At 67.2% G+C, this 24,952-nt stretch carries 20 protein-coding genes; 6 read left to right on the plus strand and 14 right to left on the minus strand.

Going from position 1 to position 24,952, the window contains the following annotated elements; all coding sequences use genetic code 11:
• The first annotated feature begins 74 nt into the window (after positions 1-74).
• Both CRJ03_RS03445 and CRJ03_RS03450 read left to right on the plus strand, forming a co-directional pair.
• Positions 75-1,604 (plus strand): Na/Pi cotransporter family protein, encoded by a 1,530-nt coding sequence (locus tag CRJ03_RS03445; protein WP_129590226.1) that lies wholly within the window; start codon positions 75-77, stop codon positions 1,602-1,604.
• An 85-nt stretch (positions 1,605-1,689) separates the two neighbouring features.
• The gene (locus tag CRJ03_RS03450) at positions 1,690-2,040 is read left to right on the plus strand and encodes a DUF1330 domain-containing protein (protein WP_240611540.1); all 351 of its coding nucleotides are present in this window, start codon (positions 1,690-1,692) and stop codon (positions 2,038-2,040) included.
• Between the two features lie 304 nt (positions 2,041-2,344).
• Here the strand turns inward: CRJ03_RS03450 and CRJ03_RS03455 are convergent, their stop codons facing one another.
• From CRJ03_RS03455 to CRJ03_RS03495, 9 genes are all read right to left on the minus strand, one after another.
• Positions 2,345-3,916: a GMC family oxidoreductase gene (locus CRJ03_RS03455; RefSeq protein WP_104017526.1), complete on the minus strand. Its 1,572-nt coding sequence runs from the start codon at positions 3,914-3,916 to the stop codon at positions 2,345-2,347.
• Between the two features lie 27 nt (positions 3,917-3,943).
• On the minus strand, positions 3,944-4,468 hold the full coding sequence (locus CRJ03_RS03460; protein ID WP_104017527.1) for a Twin-arginine translocation pathway signal: 525 nt from the start codon (positions 4,466-4,468) through the stop codon (positions 3,944-3,946).
• 52 nt (positions 4,469-4,520) lie between these two features.
• Complete coding sequence (locus CRJ03_RS03465; RefSeq protein ID WP_104017528.1) at positions 4,521-4,916, minus strand: VOC family protein; 396 nt, start codon at positions 4,914-4,916, stop codon at positions 4,521-4,523.
• 346 nt (positions 4,917-5,262) lie between these two features.
• Complete coding sequence (locus tag CRJ03_RS03470) at positions 5,263-5,556, minus strand: ribbon-helix-helix domain-containing protein (RefSeq protein ID WP_104017529.1); 294 nt, start codon at positions 5,554-5,556, stop codon at positions 5,263-5,265.
• Between the two features lie 105 nt (positions 5,557-5,661).
• Entirely contained in the window at positions 5,662-6,387 is a 726-nt protein-coding gene (locus tag CRJ03_RS03475) for a TerC family protein (protein ID WP_104017530.1), read from the minus strand.
• 17 nt (positions 6,388-6,404) lie between these two features.
• Positions 6,405-6,794, minus strand: a complete 390-nt coding sequence (locus CRJ03_RS03480; RefSeq protein WP_104017531.1) for an MAPEG family protein — start codon at positions 6,792-6,794, stop codon at positions 6,405-6,407.
• A gap of 14 nt (positions 6,795-6,808) precedes the next feature.
• Positions 6,809-7,609, minus strand: a complete 801-nt coding sequence (locus CRJ03_RS03485; protein WP_104017532.1) for a phosphodiesterase — start codon at positions 7,607-7,609, stop codon at positions 6,809-6,811.
• An 88-nt stretch (positions 7,610-7,697) separates the two neighbouring features.
• Positions 7,698-11,135 carry a pyruvate carboxylase gene (locus tag CRJ03_RS03490; RefSeq protein WP_104017533.1) on the minus strand — a complete coding sequence of 1,146 codons (3,438 nt, stop codon included), beginning with the start codon at positions 11,133-11,135 and terminating at the stop codon, positions 7,698-7,700.
• Positions 11,136-11,282: 147 nt separating this feature from the next.
• Positions 11,283-12,431: an alpha-hydroxy acid oxidase gene (locus tag CRJ03_RS03495; protein WP_104017534.1), complete on the minus strand. Its 1,149-nt coding sequence runs from the start codon at positions 12,429-12,431 to the stop codon at positions 11,283-11,285.
• Between the two features lie 99 nt (positions 12,432-12,530).
• Between CRJ03_RS03495 and CRJ03_RS03500 the strand changes: the two genes are divergently transcribed.
• Positions 12,531-14,867, plus strand: coding sequence for an ATP-dependent helicase (locus tag CRJ03_RS03500; RefSeq protein WP_104017535.1), 2,337 nt, complete (start codon positions 12,531-12,533; stop codon positions 14,865-14,867).
• 94 nt (positions 14,868-14,961) lie between these two features.
• Here CRJ03_RS03500 and CRJ03_RS03505 read toward each other — a convergent pair whose 3' ends face one another.
• Together CRJ03_RS03505 and CRJ03_RS03510 are read right to left on the minus strand one after the other, a co-directional pair.
• Complete coding sequence (locus CRJ03_RS03505) at positions 14,962-18,063, minus strand: valine--tRNA ligase (protein ID WP_104017536.1); 3,102 nt, start codon at positions 18,061-18,063, stop codon at positions 14,962-14,964.
• Between the two features lie 136 nt (positions 18,064-18,199).
• The gene (locus CRJ03_RS03510) at positions 18,200-18,634 is read right to left on the minus strand and encodes an Lrp/AsnC family transcriptional regulator (RefSeq protein WP_104017537.1); all 435 of its coding nucleotides are present in this window, start codon (positions 18,632-18,634) and stop codon (positions 18,200-18,202) included.
• Positions 18,635-18,742: 108 nt separating this feature from the next.
• On the opposite strand from CRJ03_RS03510, the gene CRJ03_RS03515 reads away from it, so the two are divergent.
• Both CRJ03_RS03515 and CRJ03_RS03520 read left to right on the plus strand, forming a co-directional pair.
• On the plus strand, positions 18,743-19,873 hold the full coding sequence (locus CRJ03_RS03515) for a type III PLP-dependent enzyme (protein ID WP_104017538.1): 1,131 nt from the start codon (positions 18,743-18,745) through the stop codon (positions 19,871-19,873).
• Positions 19,874-19,983: 110 nt separating this feature from the next.
• Positions 19,984-21,072, plus strand: a complete 1,089-nt coding sequence (locus CRJ03_RS03520; RefSeq protein WP_104017539.1) for a T6SS phospholipase effector Tle1-like catalytic domain-containing protein — start codon at positions 19,984-19,986, stop codon at positions 21,070-21,072.
• A 307-nt stretch (positions 21,073-21,379) separates the two neighbouring features.
• On the opposite strand, the gene CRJ03_RS03525 is transcribed toward CRJ03_RS03520, so the two are convergent.
• Both CRJ03_RS03525 and metF read right to left on the minus strand, forming a co-directional pair.
• On the minus strand, positions 21,380-21,871 hold the full coding sequence (locus CRJ03_RS03525) for a PaaI family thioesterase (protein ID WP_104017540.1): 492 nt from the start codon (positions 21,869-21,871) through the stop codon (positions 21,380-21,382).
• 130 nt (positions 21,872-22,001) lie between these two features.
• Positions 22,002-22,868 carry a methylenetetrahydrofolate reductase [NAD(P)H] gene (gene metF / locus CRJ03_RS03530; RefSeq protein WP_104017541.1) on the minus strand — a complete coding sequence of 289 codons (867 nt, stop codon included), beginning with the start codon at positions 22,866-22,868 and terminating at the stop codon, positions 22,002-22,004.
• A 103-nt stretch (positions 22,869-22,971) separates the two neighbouring features.
• Here metF and CRJ03_RS03535 point away from each other — a divergent pair, with 103 nt between their 5' ends.
• Entirely contained in the window at positions 22,972-23,877 is a 906-nt protein-coding gene (locus CRJ03_RS03535) for a LysR family transcriptional regulator (protein WP_104017542.1), read from the plus strand.
• Between the two features lie 46 nt (positions 23,878-23,923).
• On the opposite strand, the gene CRJ03_RS03540 is transcribed toward CRJ03_RS03535, so the two are convergent.
• A complete protein-coding gene (locus CRJ03_RS03540; protein ID WP_104017543.1) occupies positions 23,924-24,826 on the minus strand; it encodes an EamA family transporter in 903 nt (300 codons plus the stop codon).
• Between the last annotated feature and the right edge of the window lie 126 nt (positions 24,827-24,952).

Here is a 24,952-nt window from a genome sequence, read left to right on the forward strand (position 1 = left end):
AAACGCGCCAGCCGCCCGTGCCGCTTGTCAATCCATCGGCCCCGGCGCATTCTGGCACGGGGCAGGGAACCGAGATGGTGAACGATATCGTAACCGGGCTTGGCGGGGTCGGGCTGTTCCTGCTGGGCATGGAAATCATGACCGACGCGCTGCGCCAGGTGGCGGGGCGCGAGTTGCGGCAGGCGCTGGTGCGGCTGACCGCCTCGCCCTTGCGCGGCGTGGCGACGGGGGCGGCGGCCACGGCGGTGATCCAGTCCTCCACCGCCGTCTCGCTCATCACCATCGGCGCGGTCGGCGCGGGTATCCTGAGCTTTGGCGCGTCCCTGGGCGTGCTCTACGGGGCCAATATCGGCACCACGATGACCGGCTGGATCGTCATGGTCCTCGGGCTGAAGCTCAAGCTGGGGACGCTGGCGCTGCCGCTGCTCTTTGTCGCCGCCATGCTGATCCTGCTTGGGCGGGAGCGTGTGGCGCGGGCCGGGCGCGGGCTGGCCGGGTTCTGCCTGCTGTTCATCGGGCTGGACATGATGCAGGCGGCGACGGGCGGGCTCGGCGCGTGGCTGTCGCCGGAGGTGCTGCCGGGGGATGGCTGGGGCGGGCGGTTCCTGCTGGTGCTGATCGGGGCGGGGATCGTGGCGCTGATCCAGTCCTCCTCGACGGCGCTGGCGCTGGTGCTGGTGCTGCTGGGCGCGGGGGCGCTGGGCTTTGCGCAGGCGGCGGCGCTGGTGATCGGCTTCAACATGGGCACGACGGCGACGGGGCTGCTGGCCTCGCTGGGCGGCGGGCGCGCGATGCGAATGACGGCGTTGGCGAACCTGCTGTTCAATATCGCCACGGCGGCCTTGGCGTTTCCGCTGCTCGACCTGGTCACGCCGCTGCTGCATGGCGCGTGGCTGGGCGCGGATGACCAGACGGCGCTGGTGCTGTTTCACACCGGGTTCAACCTGATCGGTGCGGCGGTGTTCCTGCCGCTGACGCAGCACTTTGCCGCGCTGGTGGAGCGGCTGGTGCCGGAGCGCCCGGTGCCGCTGGCCGAGGGGCTGGATCGGCGGCTGCTGGCCGACGAGGGCGCGGCGCTCGATGCCGCGCAGGCGGTGGCCGACCGGCTGCGGCGCAAGCTGTTTGCGGCGCTGGCGGGGGCACTGGGGCCGGAGGGAGACCTGCGGGCGCTGTCGTCGATCACGGTGCAGGGGCGCGAGGCGGTGGCCGCGCTTGGCACGTTCCTGTCGCAGGTGCGCATCGCGCGGGACCGCGCCGACGACGCGGCGCGCCACGCCGCGCTGCTGCATCAGATCGACCATTTCCAGCGGCTGTTGGGGCGGTGCGGGCAGCGCGATCGTCTCGCCACCCTGCGGCAGGAGACGCGGCTCGCCCGCGAGGTGGCCGTGGTCGCCGCCGCGCTTCGTCAGGACCGGATGCGCGAACGGCTGGTGGACCTTATCGAGCGCCGCGGGCGTCGTTATCGCCGCGGCGTGTTGTTGCAGGAACATGTGGGCCTTGTGGCCGTGGCCGAGGTGTTCGAGCGCACCGATGCGCTGCGCTGGCTGGTGCGCGTGACGCACCACGCGGCCCGGCTGTCACGGCATGCCCGCGAGGGGCGCTGAAGGCTCCCTCGGCGCTCTTGGGGAGAAGAGGAAGGCGCCGGGGGAGGGCGGCGTTCAGAGGTTGCCGCGCGACAGCTCTCCGGCGATGTGGTCGGCCCGCCGGATGGCGAGCGTCGGGTTCCCGGCGGCACCGGTCAAGATCACCGATGACGCCTGGGTGCCCGAATATGCGGCCAGAACCCACCATATCGCCGCCAAGCATGGCGGGCGGTATCTGTCGCGGAGCGCCAACATCGAGACGCTGGAGGGGGAGGCACCGGATACCACGCTGATCGCGCTGATCGAGTTTCCGTCGGCGGAGGCGGCGCGCGCGTTTGCCGGGGATGCCGATTATGCGCCGCTGGCCGAGGCGCGGCAAGCGGGCAGCGAGGGGCATTTCTGGGTGATCGACGACACCGATATTGCCGGAGCGATCTCGTATCTGCCGAAAGGGTAGGGGTGATGAGCGCCTGGAGCGGTCGTTGGGATGAGCCGCGCGAGCGACCGACCGCGGGTGGGCGTTCCGACGATTGGTTGATGTACTTTATGGTGCGGCATACTCCTTCGTTATCAACAACTTGAGAGGTTGAATAGCGCCCGCCCGGGGGGCGGTCGGGCGCTCGCGCGGCGGCGCGTTCCGCGCCTCGATTCCGCGCGGGGCGTTGCTCGGAAGGTCAGCAACAGGCCATTCCTGCCCCGCCCCCGAGCCGCGTTTCCCCCGGCGCTCTTGGGGAGAGGAAGGCGCCGGGGGAGGGCGGCGTTCAGAGGTTGCCGCGCGACAGCTCTCCGGCGATGTGGTCGGCCTGCCGGATGGCGAGGGCGACGATGGTGAGCGTCGGGTTCTCCGCCGCGCCGGTGGTGAATTGCGACCCGTCCGAGACGAAGAGGTTGGCGATGTCGTGGGTCTGTCCCCACTTGTTTACGACCCCGTCGCGCGGGTTCTCGGACATGCGGTTGGTCCCGAGGTTGTGGGTCGAGGGATAGGGCGGCGTCGGGAAGGTGCGCGTGGCGCCCACCGCGTCATAGATTGCCGCGCCGCGCTCGTATGCGTGGGCGCGCATCGCGACATCGTTGGGGTGATCGTCGAAATGCACATTCGCCACCGGCAGGCCGTGCTGGTCGGTGACGTCGTGGTTGAGGGTGACGCGGTTGGTTTCCTGCGGCATGTCCTCGCCGACGATCCACATGCCGGCCATGTTCTCATACGCGTCGAGCGCGGTGGTGAACTCGCGCCCCCACGCGCCGGGATCGAGGAACGCCGCCATGAAGGGCAGGCCCAGTGACAGCGTTTCCAGCTCGTACCCGCCGACGAATCCGCGCGAGGGATCGTGGCGCGCCTCGTCCTGGATGATGCCCGCCATCGTGGTGCCGCGCCACATCTTCACCGGCTGTTCGAACACGCCGTAGACCGAGCCGGTCATGTGGCGCATGTAGTTGCGCCCGACCTGGCCCGACGAATTGGCGAGCCCGTCGGGGAACATCGACGAGGCGGAATTCAGCAGAAGGCGGGGCGATTCGAAGGAATTGCCCGCGACGCAGACCGCGCGCGCCTTCTGCATCTGGAGATTGCCGTCGGCGTCGAAATACTCCACGCCCGTGACCTTGCCGCTGTCATCGTGCAGGATGCGTGCGACATGCGCCTTTTCGCGCACTTCGAGATTGCCGGTGGCCTCGCCGCGCGGAATATCGGTGTAGGCCGCCGACCATTTCGCGCCCCATTTGCAGCCCTGGAAGCAGAACCCGGTCTGCTGGCAGGCCATGCGCCCGTCATATTCCTCGGAGTTGATGGCCATGCGGCCGGTATGGACCTCCTTGTAGCCGAGCGCCTTTGCGCCCGCCTCGAACACCTTGTAATTGTTGCAGCCGGGCAGGCCGGGCAGCCCGTTGGTGCGGGTCACGCCCAGTTTCTTCTCGGCCTTGTCGTACCAGGGGGCCATCTCGTCGCCGTCGATCGGCCAGTCTGCGAGGTTGGCGCCCTGCACGTCGCCGTAGTTCGTCGCCGCCTTCCATTCATGGTCCTGAAACCGCAGGGACGCGCCTGCCCAGTGGGTGGTGGTGCCGCCCACGGCCTTGACGATCCAGGCCGGAAGCCCCGAGAAATCGCGCGCCACGCGCCAGTCGCCCGAGGTGGTGCGGGGGTCGAGCCAGGCGAGTTGCCCGAAGCTTTCCCATTCGTCGTTGACGTAATCCTCGGGCAGGTAGCGTCCGCCCGCCTCGAGCGCCACGACGGACACGCCGCGTTGCGCCAGTTCATTCGATAGCACGCCGCCGCCGGCGCCGGTGCCGATGACGACGATCACATTGTCGTCGTTCATGTCAAAAGGTGCAGCCATAGTCTTTCCTCCCTTGATGGCTATGGCTCAGAGCCAGGTGATGTCGTCGAAGCCGCGGTCGATGTAGCCGCCCTTGGAATAGGACTCGCCCTCGTAGCCGAAGAGGGGCCAGACCGCTTTCTGGTTATAAAGCCCGGTCACGAGCCCGCCGCGCACCTGCTGGAAGAAGGCGCTGTCCTCCATCCCGCGCAGGATGTCGACGCGGTCGCGCTCCCATCCGACGCTGAGATAATCGGCGTGGCCCTTGCCTTGTGCCGCGGCGTCGAGCGCGGCGATGCCCGCCTCAACGGTGTCGGCGACCTCTGCGTCGTCGTAGCCCTTGACCGCGATGGCGTAGTATTCGTCGCCCACGTGGTCGTGCGGGTAGATGTCGCGCGCCATCTGGATGAGCGTGGCCATGGTTTGCGGCTGGAGCGCCTTGGTCTCGAGCGCCCATGCGGCATCGGGGCTGGCCACGAAGCCCGCGCCCACCACGAAGCTTGCCCCGGCGGCCATGCTGCGCGAGAGCAACTCGCGCCGCGTCAGGCCCCTTTGCTGGCTGATATCTTTCATCGTCTTCCTCCCTTGAATGAAACGGGGCGGCCCTCCCCGGCCGCGCCCGCGCCTATTTGAACCGCCCGCCCCGTTGCAGAACCTCGATCTCGTAGCCGTCCGGATCGGCCACGAAGAAGAACTTGCCGACGAGTTTGCCGTCGGGGGCGAATTCCACGATCTTGCGCGGCGCGAGGCCCTCGTCGGTGAAGCGCGCGTGCTCGGATTCCAGATCCTCGACCAGAACGGCGAGGTGGCCATAGCCGTCGCCGAGATCATAGGGCTCGGTGCGGCCCTTGTTGACGGTCAGCTCCACCTCGAAGGGGCTCTCGTCGTTGGACATGTAGACGAGGGTGAAGTTTTCGAAATCGAGCCGGTCGGCCACCTCGAGGCCGAATGCGCGCTTGTAGAAATCAACCGACCGCGCCTCGTCGAGAACGCGGATCATGCTGTGAATGGCTTTGGCCATCGTGCCCTCCGGAACGTTGCAGTTGGTTTGGAAAGTTTACCAACGCGGGCGCGGGGGTGGGTAGTAAGGGGTTACTACAGGGGGGAATGGGGATGGCCTGAAGCCGTCGTTGGGACGCATAGCGGTAAGCCGCGCATTGGCGGGCCGTGGCGTCACGCCAGAGGCGTGCCAACTACATCGGCGCACCTCCGGTGCGACGGTGCGGCCCGGCGACGTGCAAGCACGCCTTGTCCCGCGCGAGGTGAAGCCCTGACCGTTCGCTTGAAGCCAATATCGTCAAGGTCGCGATCCGCAGAACCCCACGGTCCGGGCCCCGACCCGTCGACGAGCGCCGTGCGAACGCCCCTTACTCCGCCGCGATCTGCTGTGCCCGGGTCTCCGGCGGGGTCTCGTGGTGGACGAGGCAGGTGCAGCGCAAAAGCGAGGTGAAATTGGCGGGCTCGCCGTGCAGCTCCAGCACCTCGGAGTGCAGTTTGGACACGAAGGCGGGGGTGCTCAGACCCTCGCCCGCGGCGATCTCGTCGAGGATTTCCCAGAAGGATTTCTCCAGCCGGATGCTCGTGCTCTGGCCGTTGAGGCGCATGCGGCGGGTTTCCAGCGTGTAGCGGTCCGGGTCCTGCCCGGCAAAGAGTTGGCACATGTCTCGGTCCTCCCTCGTCCGGCGGGCGGTCCCCCTGCGCGCCGGACCTCAGTACCAGATAGCATCATGGCCGATTTTTTCCACGCGGGGAAGCCCGCCGCGCGCTCAACCCCGTTGCCGCCGCTTCTGGCGGACCAGGTTGAGCGCCTCGACCGCGCCGCCAAAGAGCATCGCGGCGTAGATGAAGCCGCGCTCGACGTGGAAGTGGAAGCCGTCGGCCATCAGCGCCATGCCCACCATCAGCAGGAAGGCGAGCGCCAGCATCTTGGTCGAGGGGTGCGCCTCGATGAAGCGCCCGATCGGGTTGGCGAAGGCCATCATGACCACGATCGCCACGACCACGGCGGCGATCATCACCTCGATGTGATCGGCGATGCCCACGGCGGTGATGACCGAGTCGACGGAGAACACGAGGTCAAGAATCATGATCTGCACGATCACGCCGGTAAAGGCGGCCTTGGCCACGCCTTCCTCGAGTGTGTCGTGATGCTCCTTACCTTCGACCTCGTCGAAAATCTCGGATGCGCCCTTGTAGAGCAGGAACAGCCCGCCCGCGACCAGGATCACGTCGCGCCACGAGAGGCCGAAGCCCCGGATCGTGGCGAAGGGTTCCGACAGGCCCATGATCCAGGTGATCGAGAAGAGCAGCCCGATGCGCAGCACCAGCGCCCCGGTGAGCCCGAGCATCCGCGCGCGGGCGCGTTGCTCCTTGGGCAGTTTCGCGGCGGCGATGGAGATGAAGATCACGTTGTCGATGCCGAGCACGATTTCGAGCACGGCAAGGGTGAGAAACGAGGCCCAGACGGCCGGGTCGGCGAGCAAGTCGAGCATGATCGTTCCCTTCTGGTTCAGGTCAGCGCGTGGCCGAGGCTGGCCAGCGCGGAGATGGCGATCATGGCGAAGGTGAGGATCATGCCTGCGCGGCGCAACAGCATGATCTGCGGTGTGCGCCCCAGCCCGATGGCGTGTATCACCCGCCCCGCGAGCAGCATGACCCCCAGCAGGTGCACCACCCAGAGCGGCGCGCCCTGCAATTCCGCAAGCGCCAGCAGGATCAGCCCCATCGGCGCGTATTCGGCGAAGTTGCCGTGGACGCGGATGCGCTTGGCGAGCATCTTGTCGCCGCCATCGCCGAGCGTCACCCGGGCGGCGAAGCGTGTGGTGATAACCCGGATGCTGAGGATCACGAACAACAGGCCCAGAAGGCCCGCATAGAGCGGTGTGACGGTGAGCGACATGCGCGGCCCTTTTCTCAGGTGTAGGTTTGCGCCTCGGTCGGGGGCAGGGTGAAATCCTCGCTGTGCACGATCACGCCCTCGTCGGTCAGCAAGAGCAGGCCATAGGCCCCCGGCTCGGCGATCGAGAGACTGGAATCCTGGTAGCCGAGCGCCATCGGCATCTGGTGGCAGGGGCTCTTGAAGATCGCCACCGGGATACCGCCCGCCGATCCCTGGATCGTGCGGTGGATATGGCCCGACACGATTTGTGCCACGTTGCCCGCCGTGTTGAGCCGCGCGACGAGGTCGGCGCGGTTCCTCAGCCCGATCCGGTCCATGCCATTGAAGCCGGACTCGATCGGCGGGTGATGGGCGAAGACGATGACCCGCCGCCCGCCGGCCTCGGCCAGCCGCCGGTCGAGCCAGTCGAGCCGTGCCTCGCAGAGCCAGCCGGAATGGGTATCGTCGGCGTCCTCGTTGAGCGTGTCGAGGCAGATCAGGCGATAGCCGGGCAGGTCCGTGACATGCTGGATGTGGCCCGTCTCCATCCGGTCGGCATCGGGAAAGGCGCCGAGGAAGGGCGCGCGGCGGTCGTGGTTGCCAAGCATGAGCGAGACGGGCAGGGGGCAGGTGGCTAGCGCCGCGCGCAGCCGGGCGTATTCCGGCGGGGCGGCGTTGTGCGTGAGGTCGCCGCACAGCACCACGCGCGCGGCATCGGGGTGACGGTCGAGCGCGTGGGCCATGCCCTGCGCGAATCGTGCGAGCGGGTCGAGCCCGATGATTGTCTCGCCCTCGGGGACGAGGTGGATATCGGTGAACACGATGATTTTCTGCATGGGGCGGCCTGTGATGAAAATACTGCGCGCAGAATGACGGGTGCGTTGGTGCCGTAGGCCCTCGGGGCGAGCCCGAGGGTGGCAGCGATTACTCCAGTTCGACCAGCAGGTCCTTGGCGTCGATCTGGCCGCCGGGCTGGACGTGCACGGCCTTTACCACCGCGTCGCGCTCGGCGTGGATGCCGGTCTCCATCTTCATCGCCTCGATGGTCAGCAGCAGGTCGCCCGCCGAGACCTTGCTCCCCGCCGTTGCCACGACGCTCGCGACCACGCCGGGCATCGGCGCGCCGATATGGTTGGGGTTGCCGGGTTCGGCCTTGGGGCGTGCGGCGGTCTGGGATTTCACCAGCCGGTTGGGCACGCGGATCACGCGGGGCTGGCCATTGAGTTCGAAGAACACCTTGACGTCGCCTTCCTGGTTGGTCTCGCCCACGGTCTGCAGGCGGATCTCGAGGATCTTGCCCGGGTCGATCTCGACGCTGATCTCCTCGCCCGGTTCCATCCCGTAGAAGAAGGTGCGCGTGGGCAGGGTGCGCACCGGTCCGTATTGCCGGTGGCGGCCCATGTAATCGAGGAAGACCTTGGGATACATGAGGTAGCCGTTGAGGTCCTCGTTGTCGATTTCCTTGCCTTCGAGTTGGGCCACCACGTCCTTGCGCGTGGCCTTTAGATCGACCGGCTCGAGATGCTTGCCCGGGCGCTCGGTGTTGGGGCGCTCGTCCTTGAGCACCTTGCGCAGGATGGTTTCGGGGAAGCCGCCGGGCGGCTGGCCGAGATTGCCGCGCATCATGTCGATGACCGAGTCGGGGAAGGCCACATCCGTGTCCGGGTTCTCGACATCGGCGCGCGTGAGGCCCTGGGAAACCATCATCAGCGCCATGTCGCCCACCACCTTGGAGCTAGGCGTGACCTTGACGATATCGCCGAACATCTGGTTGACGTCGGCATAGGTGCGGGCCACCTCGGGCCATTTTTCCTCGAGTCCGAGGCTGCGCGCCTGCGCCTTGAGGTTGGTGAACTGACCGCCCGGCATCTCGTGCAGGTAGACCTCGGAGGCGGGGGCCTGAAGCCCCGATTCAAACGCCACGTATTGCGCGCGCACCTGTTCCCAGTAATTGGAAATCTCGCGGATGCGGGCGAGCGGCAGTCGCGTGTCGCGCGGCGTATTGCGCAGGGCGGCGACGATCGAGCCGAGGCAGGGCTGCGAGGTGCCGCCAGAGAAGGCGTCCATCGCCGCATCCACGGCATCGACGCCTGCCTCGGCGGCGGCGAGGATGGTGGCGCCCGCGATGCCGCTGGTGTCGTGGGTGTGGAAGTGGACGGGGATGTCCAATTCGTCCTTGAGCGCCTTGACGAGCACCGTGGCCGAGGCCGGTTTCAGCAGCCCGGCCATGTCCTTGAGCCCCAGCACATGCGCGCCGGCGTCCTGAAGCTCGCGGGCCATGCCGACGTAGTATTTCAGGTCATACTTGGCGCGGTCCGGGTCGAGGATGTCGCCGGTATAGCAGATCGTGCCCTCGCAGATCTTTCCGCTCGCGATCACCGCGTCCATCGCGACGCGCATGTTCTCGACCCAGTTGAGGCTGTCGAAGACGCGGAACACGTCGACGCCGGTTTCCGCCGCCTGCCGCACGAATTCCTGCACCACGTTGTCGGGGTAGTTGGTGTAACCCACCCCGTTGGACGCGCGCAGCAGCATCTGCGTGAGCAGGTTGGGCATCTTGGCGCGCAGGTCGCGCAGGCGCTGCCACGGGCATTCCTGAAGGAAGCGGTAGGCCACGTCGAACGTGGCCCCGCCCCAGCATTCGATGCTGAACAGGTCGGGCAGGTTGGCAGCATAGGAGGGTGCCACGCGGATCATGTCGATCGAGCGCATCCGGGTGGCCAGCAGCGATTGGTGCCCGTCGCGCATCGTGGTGTCGGTCAGGAGCAGCCGGTCCTGCGCCAGCATCCAGTCGGCCACCGCCTTGGCGCCCTTTTCCTCCAGCAGGGTGCGTGTGCCGGGCGCGGGCTCGGCCACCGGCGCGGGGGGGCGGGGCAGCTTTACATCCGCAGGCTTCGCGCGCCCCGTCGTCTCGGGGTGCCCGTTGACGGTGATGTCGGCGATATAGGTCAGCACCTTGGTGCCCCGGTCGCGCCGCTTGGTGAACTTGAAAAGCTCGGGCGTCGTGTCGATGAACTTGGTGGTGTACTCGTTGTTCAGAAACGTCGGGTGTTTCAGCAGGTTCTCGACGAAGGCGATGTTGGTGCTGACGCCGCGGATGCGGAACTCGCGCAGGGCGCGGTCCATCCGGGCGATGGCGGCCTCGGGCGTGGGTGCCCAGGCAGTGACCTTGGTCAGCAGGCTGTCATAGTAGCGGGTGATCACGCCGCCCGAATAGGCGGTGCCGCCGTCGAGGCGGATGCCCATGCCGGTGGCCGAGCGATAGGCGGTGATGCGGCCGTAATCGGGGATGAAATTGTTGAGCGGATCCTCGGTGGTGATCCGGGTCTGGAGCGCGTGGCCGTTGAGCGTGATGTCGTATTGCGACGCCTTGCCGGTTGCCTCGGTCAGGGTCTTGCCCTCGGCGATCTTGATCTGGGCCTGCACGATGTCGATGCCGGTGACCTCTTCGGTCACGGTATGCTCGACCTGCACGCGCGGGTTGACCTCGATGAAGTAGAAAGCGCCGGTATCCATGTCCATCAGGAACTCGACGGTGCCCGCGCATTCGTAATTGACGTGTTTGCAGATGCGATGGCCAAGCTGGCATAGTTCCTCGCGCTGCGCCTCTGACAGGTAGGGGGCGGGGGCGCGTTCCACGACTTTCTGGTTGCGGCGCTGGACCGAGCAGTCGCGTTCGTAGAGGTGATACATGTTGCCGTGGCTGTCGCCGAGGATCTGCACCTCGACATGGCGGGCGCGCAGGATCATCTTTTCGAGATAACCCTCGCCGTTACCGAATGCCGCCTCGGCCTCGCGCCGGCCCTCGAGCACCTTTTCCTCCAGCTCGTCGGCGCTGTTGATCGGGCGCATGCCGCGCCCGCCGCCGCCCCACGACGCCTTGAGCATCAGCGGATAGCCAACCTCGTCGGCGGCCGCGCGGGTGCGCTCCATGTCCTCGTCGAGGACGTGGCTGGCGGGGATGACGGGCACGCCCGCCTCGATGGCGACGTGCCGGGCGCTGGCCTTGTCGCCAAGCGCGCGCATGGTGTCGGCCTTGGGGCCGATGAACGTGATCCCGGCCGCCGCGCAGGCATCGACGAAATCGGGGTTCTCCGACAGCAGGCCATAGCCGGGGTGGATCGCGTCGGCGCCGCACTCGCGGGCCACGCGGATGATTTCCTCGATGCACAGGTAGGCCGCGACCGGCCCCATCCCCTCGCCGATGCGATAGGCTTCGTCTGCCTTGAACCGGTGGAGGCTGAGCTTGTCCTCCTCGGCGAAGACGGCGACGGTGCGCTTGCCAAGCTCGTTGGCCGCGCGCATCACGCGAATTGCGATCTCGCCACGGTTGGCGATGAGGATTTTCCGGAATTCGGCCATAGGCGCTCTCCCCCCGATGGTCTTTGATCCTTTGCCGCGCTGCGGCACGGCGCTGGCGTCTTGTAGGATTTGTGAAAGGTTTGCGCAATCCGGCATTCCCGGTATCCGCCGGGCGAGGGTTTTTCCTCACCGTGCGGGTGGGGTGCCCTACCCGGACGGGAGCAGCCGGTCGCGCACATCGGCGAGCCGCGTTGTGCCAAGCTGGCCCATGTTGGCGCGCAGATCCTCGGCGAGGATATCGGCGAAATGCGCGGGGCCGCGCTCGCCGAGCGCGCCGAGCGCGTAATGCCAGGCCCGCCCCATCATCACGAAATCCGCGCCGAGAGCGATGGCGCGCAGGATGTCGAGCCCGCCCTCGATGCCACCGTCGAGGATCAGTGGCAGCGAGGTGGCGGCGCGGATCGCGGGCAGCGCCTCGATGGTGGCGGGGGCGGCGTCGAACTGGCGGCCTGCGTGATTCGATATCCAGACCGCATCGGCGCCTTCGGCCTCGATCCGTGCGGCATCGTCGGCGCGCAGCACGCCCTTGACGACGAGCGGCCCGTTCCACGCTTCGCGCAGCCAGCGCAGGTAGTCCCAGTCGGGCGAGGTGCGCAGCAGATAGCCTGCGTGCTTGTTCGACGGCAGCCCCTTGGTCTGCCCGGCGTAATCGTCGATCAGCGGCATCCGCGGCATGCCCATCCGCGCCATCCCCAGCCCCCAGGCAGGGCAGCGCGCCACCTGCGCCATCAGCCGCGGCGTCAGGCGTGGCGGTGTGGTCAGCCCCGAGCGCACCTGCCGTTCGCGCCGCGAGCCCACCGGCACATCGACCGTCATCACCAGCACCGAGAACCCGGCGTCGCGCGCGCGTTTCAGCATGTCGGCGCGGATGTTCGGGTCGCGCGGCGGATACATCTGGAACCAGCCCTGACCGTTCAGGTGCGGCGCCACGTCCTCGGGGCGTGTCGTCGCCACGGTAGAGAGCGTGTAGGGAATACCCGTCGCCGTGGCGGCGCGCGCAAGCAACCGCTCGGCATCGGGCCAGACCATCCCCGACATGCCCACCGGCGCGATCCCCACCGGCAGGGCATGGTCCTGCCCCAAGAGCGTGGTGCCGATCTCGGGCGTGAACTCGCCGTGCAGGATCGAGGGGCTGAGCATCACCCGGTCGAGCATCAACCGGTTGCGTGTCTTGGTGGCCTCCACCCCGGTGCCGCTGTCGAGATATTCCCAGACGAAACGCGGGATACGGGTGCGCGCGCGGGTGCGCAAATCGGTGAGGGCAGGGTATCTTGCGTGCAGGTTCATGGACGGCATTTGTCCGGGTTTTCCCGTGCTTGTCCAGTGCCGTAACGCCTGTGGAACATATCCCGAACACGGGCTTTATCTCGGGGGGTGGGCGCGCTATCAAGGGGCATGAGCACATTCGACGAATCCGACGCCTTTGAGGGTGCGAGCCTTGCGGCGCGCGCGATGGCCGCGCGGCCCGCGCGCTATCTCGACGATCTGAACCCCGAACAGCGCCGCGCCGCCGAAACGCTCGATGGCCCGGTGCTGATGCTGGCGGGCGCGGGAACCGGCAAGACCAAGGCGCTCACGACGCGGATCGTGCACCTGCTCAACACCGGGCGCGCGCGGCCCAATGAAATCCTCGCCGTGACCTTCACCAACAAGGCCGCGCGCGAGATGAAAGGGCGCGTGTCGCAGCTCATGGGGCAGAGTGTGGAAGGGATGCCGTGGCTGGGCACGTTCCACGCGATTTGCGTCAAGCTCTTGCGGCGGCACGCGGAACTGGTGGACCTCAGGTCGAATTTCACCATCCTCGACACCGACGACCAGCTGCGCCTGCTCAAGCAACTGGTGCAGGCCGCCAATATCGACGACAAGCGCTGGCCCGCGCGGATGCTGGCGGGGATCATCGACCAGTGGAAGAACCGCGCGTGGACGCCCGACAACCTGCCCGCCTCCGAGGCGTCGGCCTATGACGGCAAGGGCCCCGCACTCTACCGGCTCTACCAGGCGCGGTTGAAGGAGCTGAACGCCGTCGATTTCGGCGACTTGCTGCTGCATGTGGTGACGATCTTTCAGAAACACGACGATGTGCTCTCGCAGTATCAGCGCTGGTTCAAATACATCCTCGTGGACGAGTACCAGGACACCAACGTCGCGCAATATCTCTGGCTGCGGCTCTTGGCCGGGGGGCATCGCAACATCTGCTGCGTGGGCGATGACGACCAGTCGATCTATGGCTGGCGCGGCGCCGAGGTGGGCAATATCCTGCGGTTCGAGAAGGATTTTCCCGGCGCGGCGGTGATCCGGCTGGAGCAGAATTATCGCTCGACGCCGCATATCCTCGCCGCCGCGTCCGGCGTGATCGCGGGCAACCGCGACCGGCTGGGCAAGGAATTGTGGACCGAGGCGGAGGCGGGCGAGAAGGTGCGCCTGATCGGCCATTGGGACGGCGAGGAAGAGGCGCGCTGGATCGGCGAGGAAGTGGAGGCGATGCAGCGCGGCACGCGGGGGATGCGCGCGTTCGGCCTTGATGACATGGCCATCCTCGTGCGCGCCTCGCACCAGATGCGCGCCTTCGAGGACCGGTTCCTGACCATCGGCCTGCCGTACCGCGTGATCGGGGGCCCGCGTTTCTACGAGCGGATGGAGATCCGCGATGCCATGGCCTATTTCCGGCTGGTGGTCTCGCCCGCCGACGACCTCGCCTTCGAGCGGATCGTGAACACGCCCAAGCGGGGGCTGGGCGACAAGGCGCAGCAGAAAATCCAGGTGACGGCGCGCGAACACGGCGTGCCGCTGGTCGAGGGCGCGCGGATACTGCTCGATCAGCAGGGGCTGAGCGGCAAGGGCGCGGCGGAACTGGGCAAACTGCTCGACAGCCTCGGCCGATGGGGCCGCATGGTGGGCGACGAGGGGATCAGCCATATCGAGCTGGCCGAGATCATCCTCGACGAATCTGGCTATACCGAGATGTGGCAGAACGACAAGACGCCCGAGGCGCCGGGGCGGCTGGAGAATCTCAAGGAACTGGTCAAGGCGCTGGAAGGGTTCGAGAACCTGCAAGGGTTCCTCGAACACGTCTCGCTCATCATGGATAACGAGAGCGACGAGGCGGGCGAGAAGGTCACGCTGATGACGCTGCACGCCGCCAAGGGGCTGGAATTTCCCGCGATCTTCCTGCCGGGCTGGGAAGACGGGCTTTTCCCCTCGCAACGCTCGATGGATGAGAGCGGCACGCGGGGCCTCGAGGAGGAGCGGCGGCTGGCCTATGTCGGGATCACCCGCGCCGAGGAAGTCTGCACCATTTCCTTTGCCGGAAACCGGCGGGTCTATGGCCAGTGGCAATCACAAATGCCCTCGCGCTTCATCGACGAGTTGCCCGAGGCGCATGTCGAGGTGCTGACCCCGCCGGGCCTTTACGGTGGCAATTATGGCGCCTCCGCCGCAGGGATCGAGACCCGCGCCGCCGCGGCCAATGTCTACAACTCGCCCGGCTGGCGACGGCTTCAGGCGCGCGGGGGCGAGCGTCCGATGACCCAGCCGCGCGAGGCGCGGTCGCCGGTGATCGACGCGCAGGCGGTGAGCGCGCACACGGTCGGCGAGCGGGTGTTTCACCAGAAATTCGGCTATGGCGCGATCCTCGGCATCGATGGCGACAAGCTGGAGATCGAGTTCGAGAAGGCGGGCGTCAAGAAGGTGGTCGCGCGCTTTATCTCGGGCGCGGACGACGTGCCGTTCTGAAGGGTTCTGACCGTCGGGATCTGGATATTTTTGGCAAGATGAAGCGGTATAAGCCCTTCATCTTGCCTTGAATATCCCCGCCGGAGGCTCCCTGTCAGCCGAGTTCAGCGAGCCGGTCGAGCGCCGCGCGCAGCTTGGCTTCCTCGTCCTCGCGCAGGGCGAGGTTGTCGCGGGTCTCCGCGACCACGTCCTCGGGGGCGCTCTCGACGAAGTTCGGATTGCCGAGCCGCCCGCGCAGGCCGGAAAGCTCCTTTTCCAGCTTGGCCAGCGTCTTTTCGAGTCGGGCCTTTTCCTTGTCCACGTCGATGATGTCTGCGAGTGGCAGGCCGAAGGTGCCGCCCTCGACGGCCACGGTGACACAGCCCTTGGGGAAGCTCTCTACGTCTGTCACGCTGTCGATCCGGGCGAGGCGCTTGATCATCATCTCGTTGCGCGCCCAGGCCGCGCGGCCTGCGTCGTTCAGGTCGGAGACCAGCAGCGGCACGTAGAGGCCCGCGGGCACGTGCATCTGCGCGCGTGCCGAGCGGATTTGTTCGATGAGCGCGATCACCCAGTTCATCTCGCGGTCGGCGGCGGGGTCGACGAGGGCGGGGCCGTAATCGGGCCAGTCGGCATGGACGAGCATCTTGGCCCGCTGCCCCAGCGTGCCCCACAGTTCCTCGGTGACGAAGGGCATGATCGGGTGCAGCAGGATCAGGCACTGGTCGATCACCCAGGCCATGGTCGCCTGTGTCTCGGCCTTGGTCGCGTCGTCGCCATCCATCAGCAGCGGCTTGGAAAATTCGACGTACCAGTCGCAGACCGTGCCCCAGACGAAGACATAAAGCGCGTTCGCGGCGTCGTTGAAGCGGAAGTTTTCCAGTGCCTCGTCTACCACGGCGCGGGTCTTGGCCGTCTCGCCGATGATCCACTTGTTGACCGTCTGTGTCGCGTCGGTAATCTGTCGGTATTGCGTCGGGTCCGCGGCGGCGGCGGTGGCGCCGTTCATCTCGGCGAAGCGGGCGGCGTTCCACAGCTTGGTGGTGAAGTTGCGATAGCCCGCCACGCGTTCTTTCGACAGCTTGAGGTCGCGCCCCATCGCCGCCATCGCCGTCAGCGTGAACCGCACCGCATCCGCGCCGAACTCGTCGATCAGGTCGAGCGGGTCGAGCACGTTGCCAAGCGACTTGGACATCTTCTTGCCCTTCTCGTCGCGGACGAGGGCGTGGACATAGACGTGGGAGAACGGCTTTTGCCCGACCACGGCGTATTGCATCATCATCATCCGGGCGACCCAGAAGAAGATGATGTCGAAGCCGGTAACGAGCACGGAGGTGGGGAAGTATTTGCGCAACTCCTCGGTATCCTCGGGCCAGCCGAGCGTGCCGATGGGCCACAGACCGGAGGAGAACCACGTGTCGAGCACGTCCGGGTCGCGCCAGACGGGGTAGACAAGGTGGGTGGGATCCTGCGTCGCGGTGTAATCGGCCAGCGACGAGGCGAGCCGGTGCAGCGCCTCGTCGCGGCTCTCGACCTCGACCACGGGCATCGCCGCGAGCGGCACCGGCAGATTGGCCAGACGGCCGTGATACGCCTCCGAGACCGCATCGAAATCCTCGCCGCATTCCATGAGCGGGCCGATATGCCCCTCGTTCAGGAGGCGCAGCATCTCGGCGAGGTCGAGCGTGCCATCGCCCTCGTCATCGGCAAAGCCCGGCGCGCTGAGGTCGAAGCCATACCAAACCGGGATCTGGTGGCCCCACCAGAGCTGGCGCGAGATGCACCACGGCTCGATATTCTCGAGCCAGTGGAAATACACCTTGCGGTCGGCATCGGGCATGATCGAGACCTCGCCCGTGCGCACGGCATCAATGGCGGGCTGCACGATCCTGGCGGTATCGACGAACCACTGATCGGTGAGCATCGGCTCGATCACCACCTTGGAGCGATCGCCGAAAGGCTGCATGATGGGTTTGTTCTCGACGAGCGGCTCCTGCGCGCCCTCGTCGTTCAGCACCGTCACCGCGAGACCCTCTGCGGTGATTTCCTCGACCACCTTCCTGCGCGCCTCGAACCGGTCGAGCCCGCGCAGGTGATCGGGCACGAGGTTGAGCGCGTCGATCTCGGTCTCCGACCAGTCCGCGCCCTCGGCGATTGCCTGCGCGCGGGCGGCGGCCTCGGCGTAGGGCGCGCCGTCGTCGCGCATCTGCGCGCGCGTGTCCATCAGGCGGTAGAGCGGGATGCCCCCGCGGCGTGCCACGGCGTAGTCGTTGAAATCATGCGCGCCGGTGATCTTGACGGCACCACTGCCGAATTCCGGGTCGGGATACTCGTCGGTGATGATCGGGATCAGGCGGCGGTGCTGTTTTGGTCCAACCGGGATTTCGCAGAGTTTTCCGACGATTGGCGCGTAACGTTCATCCGACGGATAAACTGCGACCGCGCCGTCGCCCAGCATGGTCTCGGGGCGCGTGGTGGCGATGGAAATATAGTCGCGCTCTTCCTCCAGCACCACGCGGCCGTTCTCGTCGCGTTCGACATAGGTATAGGTCTCGCCCCCCGCCAGCGGGTACTTGAAGTGCCACATGTGGCCTGCGACCTCGATATTCTCGACCTCGAGATCGGAGATCGCGGTCTCGAAATGCGGGTCCCAGTTCACCAGCCGCTTGCCGCGGTGGATGAGCCCCTTGTGATACATATCGACGAAGACCTTGATCACCGCATCGTGGAAATTGCCCTCTTCGCCCTCAGGGGCGTTGGGTGCACCCGACATGGTGAATGCCTCGCGCGACCAGTCGCAGGAGGCGCCGAGGCGCTTCAACTGCCCGATGATCGTGCCGCGCGACTTGATCTTCTGCTGCCACACGCGCCGCTCGAAGGCGTCGCGGCCCATTTCCACGCGGGTCGGCTCGCCCTTGGCGGCCATTTCCTTTTCGGTGACCATCTGCGTCGCGATACCGGCGTGATCGGTGCCCGGCTGCCACAGCGTGTCGTGCCCGCGCATCCGGTGCCAGCGGGTGAGGATATCCTGCAACGTGTTGTTGAAGGCGTGGCCCATGTGCAGGCTGCCGGTCACGTTGGGCGGTGGGATCATGATCGAGAAGGCCTCGGCCCCCGGCTGCGCGTTGGCGCCGGCGGTGAATGCCTCGGCCTCTTCCCACGCCTCGTAGATGCGCGCTTCGGCCTCGGCCGCGTTGAATGTCTTGTCCATCGCCATGATGTATCATCCCTGCAAGATCACGGGTTTGAGGTGGCTTAACGAATGTGCGCGAGAAGGAAAAGCCAAAGCGCCGCCGAATCTGCGCGGGCGGTGTTTCTTCTTGGCGAAAATACTCCAGAATCCGTGGCGCGTCTCATGCGCCCCGGTCGAGTTTCGTGGCGAGGTGGATGAGGCTTTCCGAGCCGTGCACGCCCTTGGCCTCTCCGATGCGGTCGAGCGTGTCGTCGAGCGCCTCGGTGCTGTCGGCCTCGAGCGTCACGATCATGTCGAAGCGGCCCGAGGTCGTGTGCACGCGCCGCACCCCGGGCAACGAGCGCAGCCGGGCGAGCACGGCGGGCGCGGCACGCGGCTCGATGCTGAGCAGCACGGTGGCGTGCAGCGCCGGGCGCGCGGCCTGTCCGAGGCGCAGCGCGTAGCCTGCGATCACGCCCGCGGATTCCAGCCGGTCGAGGCGTGCCTGCACGGTGGTGCGCGCGAGCCCCATGCGCCGCGCCAGCGTGGCGACGGGCGCACGGGCGTTTTCCTGCAGGAGCGCGATGAGGGTGTGATCGGTTTCGTCTATCTGCATTATTCTGCCGTCTATTAGTCAATCATGAACGCCAGATTATACGAAATGACACGATGAATCGACAGCTTCATGGGGCAAACTAAAGAAAAAGCAGCGAAGAGGCCCCCGATGCAGCACGCCGAACCCTGGCCCGACCCCGTTTCTCATATTACGCGCATGGCGCCGGATGCACCGGTGCTGTATTTCTCGCCGGACCGGTTGCAGGCTACGGCGCGCGCCTTTCAGGCGGGCTTTCCCGGGCTGGTGAGCTATGCGGTCAAGGCCAACCCTGGCGAGGAGGTGCTGGCCAACCTCGTGGCGGCGGGGATTGACGCCTTCGACGTGGCGAGCCCCGCGGAGATGCACGCGGTGCGCGCGGTCTCGGGCCGCGCGGCGCTGCATTACCACAACCCGGTGCGCAGCCCCGCCGAGGTGGCCGAGGCGGCGCGGCTGGGCGTGCGTGCCTATTCGGTGGATTGCCCGCGCGAGTTCGACAAGCTGTGCGGGGCGGTGCCCGAGGGCGCGGAGATGAGCGTGCGATTGGCGCTGAGAGTCGCGGGTGCGGCCTATGATTTCGGGGCGAAATTCGGGTTGGCCCCGGATGCGGCGGCAGACCTGCTGCGCAGGGTGGCGGCGCGGGGGTTCACCCCGTCGCTGACCTTTCATCCCGGCACGCAGTGCGCCGACCCGGCGGCGTGGGGGGCCTATATCCGTGCCGCGGCGGAGGTGGCGGAGATGGCGGGCGTGCGGCTGGCGCGGCTCAACGTCGGCGGCGGGTTTGCCTCGCACCGCACCGGCGCGGCGCCGGACCTGTCGGCGATCTTCGACCATATCGGGGCGGAGGTGGCGCGGCATTTCCCTGCGTGTCCGCCCGCGCTGGTCTGCGAGCCGGGGCGTGCGATGGTGGCCGAGGCGGTCACGCTGGGCCTGCGTGTCAAGACGCTGCGCACGGGCGGCGCGGTGTTTCTCAACGACGGGGTCTATGGCGGGCTGACGGAGATTCGCGATATCGGCGCGCCCGACCGCATCCGGGTGATCGCGCCCGGTGGCAGCGAACGGCGCGGCGCACCGGTCGAGCGGGTCGTGTTCGGCCCGACCTGCGACAGCATCGACCGGCTGCCCGATCCGCTGCCGCTGCCGGGCGATATGGAAGAGGGCGACCACCTGCTGATCGACGGGATGGGGGCGTATACGAGGGCGCTCAGCACGCCGTTCAATGGCTATGGTCTGCGCGACGTGGTGACGGTGGCGCGGCTGTGATGGCGCGATCACGATCAATTTGACGGTATTTCAGGATTTATTCAGCATGGTTCGCCTATATTGAGGGGGCGCGGGGATGGGCCCCGCGCGGCATGGAGACCGGCTAAGCAATGGCCTGGCGCGACTGGACACGGGCGATCTATGACTGGCTGCGCCCCGGCCCGACCGAGGGGCACACCGCCGCCGGGCCGCGGCGCGGGCCGGTCGACCATGTGCTGATTCTGGACGGCACCATGTCCACGCTGGCCACGGGCTGCGAGACGAACGCGGGGCTGACCTACAAGCTGTTGCGCGAGGTGGCGGGGCCGCAGATGTCGCTGTTCTACGAGGCGGGCATCCAATGGCGCGACTGGCGCGCCACCGGCGATATCATCCTCGGGCGCGGCATCAACCGGCAGATTCGGCGCGCCTATGGCTACCTGTCGAGCCGATACCGCCCCGGCGACCGGATTTTCCTGATGGGGTATTCGCGCGGGGCCTACGCGGTGCGCTCGCTGGCCGGTGTGATCGACCGGATCGGCCTGTTGCGATCGGAAATGGCGACCGAGCGCAACGTGCGCGCCGCGTGGCGGCATTACGAAGGCGCCCCCGACAATCCCGCCGCGCTCGCTTTCGCGCGCGCCCATTGCCTGCCCGACACCCATGTGGAGATGATCGGCGTGTGGGACACGGTGAAGGCGCTGGGGCTGCGTGTGCCGCTCTTGCGCCGACTGCGCGCCGACCGGCACAGTTTTCACAACCATCATCTCGGCCATACCACGCGGCACGGCTATCACGCGCTGGCGCTTGACGAGACGCGGCGCGCCTATACGCCGGTGTTGTGGGAGTGCCCGCCCGGCTTCGACGGCCATGTGGAGCAGGTCTGGTTCCGTGGCTGCCATTCGGACGTGGGCGGCCAGCTCTGCGGCTTTCTCGCGGCGCGGCCGCTGTCGAACATTCCGCTGGTGTGGATGCTGGAGCGGATGGAGGGCTGTGGGCTGCGCCTGCCCGAGGACTGGCGCGGGCGCTTCCCGCAGGATGTGGCGGCACCCTCGGTCGGTACATGGGTGGGCTGGAGCAAGGTGCTGCTGATTCGCGGGCCGCGCACCGTCGGGCGCGATCCGTCCGAGCGCATCCACGAGAGCGTGGGAGGCCGGGTGCACACCGGCTGGCGTGGCCCGCGCCTGACGGGGCTGCTCAAGGAGCGTGGCGGGGTGTGAGCGCGAAGGGGCTTGGGGTGATGTTTGGCATGGAGGGGGCGGTGTAGTGAGCCGCGGAGGGGGCGTTGCAGTGAGCCGCGCCATTGCATGTCCGCGGGCAGGCGATCCAACGGTTTTTCAGGGCGCTTTATTTCTGCTTTCCCAAAAAACATGCAATCGGCGCGCTAGCTTAACCAAATCGCCTGTCCGGGGGGCGGACATGCGATGGCGCGGCGGCCTTCGGCCTTGATTCCGCGCCGGGATCAGATGGTCTAACGTCCGCTCCAGGCCAACCGTGCGCCTCCGACGCACCGCGCGCACCGCGATCCTACCCCTCCTCGGGCCGCATGACGAGGCAGGTGGTGGTGCCGGTGGCGTAGAGCCGGTCGTCGTCGCGTCCGCGTAATTCACCGCGCGCCACGGCGGTGCTGCGGCCGCGGTGCTGCACCTCGCCCACGGCGCGCACAGGGACGCCGAGCGGCAGCGCGCGGGTAATGTTCACCGAGAAATCCAGCGTGGTGTACATCTCGCCCTGTGCGAGGTCGGTCATCACCGCGCATCCCATGCAACTGTCGAGGATGGCCCCGTACCAGCCGCCATGCACCCCGCCCATCGGGTTCATCGCATCGAACCGCGCCGCCCCCTCGAAGACCGCGCGACCGCGCGCGGCCTCGGTGGGTGCAAAGCCCAGGGCCACGCCGATGGGCGGTGGCGGCAGGCGTCCTGCGATCATGTCCTCGACGAAGGCGAGGCCCGTCCGTGCGAGGATCGTCGCGCGGTCGGGCAGGTCAGCGGGGGAGGTGGCGGGAATGCGTGGCATGGCGGACTCCGGTCTGGTCCGGCATTGGTAGGATGCGGCCCCCGCCAAGGCAAGCGCCGCGCCATCCGCCCCGACCGGGGGTCGGGGGGATGGCGCGTCACAGGTCTGCGTGCGCGACCGGCAGGGCCGGTCAGGCCACGTCGCGCAGTTCCAAGCGCGGGGTGACGCCGAGTGCGTGGCACACATCGCGGGTCAGATCGGGGCGGTTGAGCGTGTAGAAATGCAGGTCTTCCACGCCTTCCTCGATCAGGTCGCTGCACAGCTCGGTGGCGATGGCCGTGGCCAGCAGGTCGTGGCGGCCATCGCGGATCGCCTTGGCAAAGGCGTCGTCGAGCCACGCCGGGATCTGCGTGCCACAGGAGACGGCGAACTTGCGCGCGCCGGTCCAGTTCTCGACCGGCAGGACGCCGGGGATGATCGGCGCGTCGATCCCTGCCGCCGCGCAGGCGTCGCGGAAGCGCAGGAAGGTCTCTGCCTCGAAGAAGAATTGCGTGATCGCCTCGGTGGCGCCGGCGTCGATCTTGCGCTTGAGCCAGTCGATATCGGCCTTTTGGTCGGCGGCCTCGGGGTGTTTTTCGGGGTAGGCGCCGACGCGGATGGTGAATTTGCCCGTGTCGGCCAGCGCCGAGATCAGCTCGCAGCTATCGGCAAACCCATCGGGGTGGGGGGCAAAGCCATTCGAGCCCTTGGGCGGGTCGCCGCGCAGGGCAACGATTTCGGACACGCCTCCGCGCGCGAACTGATCGGCGATGGCCAGCGTTTCGGCGCGGCTCGCATCGACGCAGGTGAGGTGCGCGGCGACGTTGAGGCCGGTGGCGTTGTGCAGCGCGCCCACGGCCTCGCGCGTCAGCTCGCGCGTGGTGCCGCCCGCGCCGTAGGTGACCGAGACGAAGCGGGGGCCAAGCGGGGCGAGGGTGTGGATCGTGTCCCACAGGCGGAACGAGGCCTCGAGCGTCTTGGGCGGGAAGAACTCGAAGGAGATGCGCGGCGTTGTCATCGGGTTTATCCTGTCATGCGAAGAACTGTCCCGGCCCTTGTTGCAGGCGGGGCATTGTGAGACAACCTCATTAATTTCATGGTTTGGATGAGGTGCGCTAATAATGCATATCGAGTTTCGCCATCTCCGCACGATCCGCGCGATTCACCATGCGGGGGGATTGGCGCGGGCGGCGGAGATGCTGCACATCACGCAATCGGCGCTCAGCCACCAGATCAAGGGGCTGGAGGAGCAGGCGGGGGTGGAGCTTTTCGTGCGCCGGTCCAAGCCCTTGCGGCTGTCGGCGGCGGGGCAGCGCCTGCTGCGACTGGCCGAGAAGATCCTGCCCGAGATAGAGGCGCTGGAGCACGAGTTCGAGGGGCTGCGCGAGGGCAGCGCGGGGCGGATGCATATCGCCATCGAGTGTCATGCCTGTTTCGAGTGGCTGTTCCCGGTGCTGGAGCGTTTCCGCAAGAGCTGGAGTGAGGTGGACGTGGATATCCGGCCCGGGCTCGCCTTTGACGCGTTGCCCGCGCTGCAAAAGGAGGAGGTCGATCTCGTGGTGTCGTCGGACCCCGAGGACCTGCCGGGGATCACGTTCAAGCCGCTGTTCGACTACGAGCCGGTCTTTGTCGCCTCATCGCAGCACCCGCTGGCGAAGAAGGCGTATGTGGAGGCGGCCGATTTTCAGGACGAGGTGCTCATCACCTACCCGGTGGATCGCTCGCGGCTCGATGTGTTCACCGAGTTGCTGACGCCCGCGCGGGTGGAGCCGCGCAGCATAAGGCAGGTGGAGTTGACGGCGGTGATCCTGCTGTTGGTGGCGTCCAATCGCGGGGTGGCGGTGCTGCCCGACTGGGTGGTGCGCGAGGTAAAGACGAGTACGGATTACGTCACACGCCCGCTGACGGCGGAGGGTAAGACCAAGCGGCTCTATGCCGCGATCCGCGAGGTGGACGGCGACAAGCCCTACATGGCGCACCTGATCCGGCTGGCACGGGAAATCCCGGTGCGGATGCAGCGGGAGTAGAGGCGCGGCCTGACGGAGTGGCCTGACGGGCGCGCGTGTCGGGCCGTCACCGCAGCGCCGCCACCGCCATAACCGAGACCGTCACCAGCGCGATGCCAAGCCCCTCGCGCCGGGTGAGCCGCTCGCCGAAGATCAGGGCCGAGGCCAGCAGCGAGAAGATCACCTCGACCTGCCCCACGGCAAACACCAGAGCCGCGCTTTGCAGCGTGAAGGCGGTGAACCAGCACAGGCTGCCGGCCATGCCGGTGAGGCCCATCCACACGGCGGTGCGGCGCGCGGCGATCACGCGGCTCACCTGTCCTGGCTCGCGCCACATGAGCCACAGCGAGAGCGCCACTGTCTGCATCACCGTCACCACCGCCAGCGACAGCCCCGCGCGCAACAGCGGATCGGTGCTTGCAATTTCCAGCGTGGCACCGCGATAGCCGACAGCAGAAATCGCAAAGAATGCTCCCGACGCCAGCCCCAGAAACGCCGCGCGATTGGTGACGCGCCGCCACCACCGCGCCTCCAGCCCCGGCGTGTCGGACAGGATCAATACGCCCACGAGGCCCAGCACGATCGCCCCAAGCCCCCAGAGCGTGATCCGGTCGCCGAGGATCACGAAGCCCACGATGGCGGTCTGCACCACCTCGGTTTTCTTGAAGGTGATGCCCACGGCGAAATTACGCTCGGAGAACAGCGCGACGACACACCATGTGGCGAGGATCTGCGACAGGCCACCGGCCACGGCATAGAGCCAGAAGAGCGGGCTGTATCCGGGCCAGACCGCGCCCATGCCCCAGAGATAGCCAAAGGCCAGCGTCACCACGAAGGGCGCGGAATAGAGGAACCGCGCAAGCGTCGCGCCGCCCGCGCTGAGCGTGCCCATGCTCAGTCGCTTTTGCAGCACGAAACGCAGCGTCTGAAACGCCGCCGCGGCGATGGAGAGAAGGATCCAGGCGTCCATGGCCTGTCATGCAACGGATTGCAGAGAGAGGCCAGCACCGTTGCGGGGTGGGGGTGTCGGGAGTGGCCTGGAGCGGACGTTCAGCACAACGCTTGAGGAGCCGCGCAGCGCCCGACCGCGGGGGGG

Source organism: Roseovarius nitratireducens (genome assembly GCF_002925845.1).
Classification (GTDB): domain Bacteria; phylum Pseudomonadota; class Alphaproteobacteria; order Rhodobacterales; family Rhodobacteraceae; genus Roseovarius; species Roseovarius nitratireducens.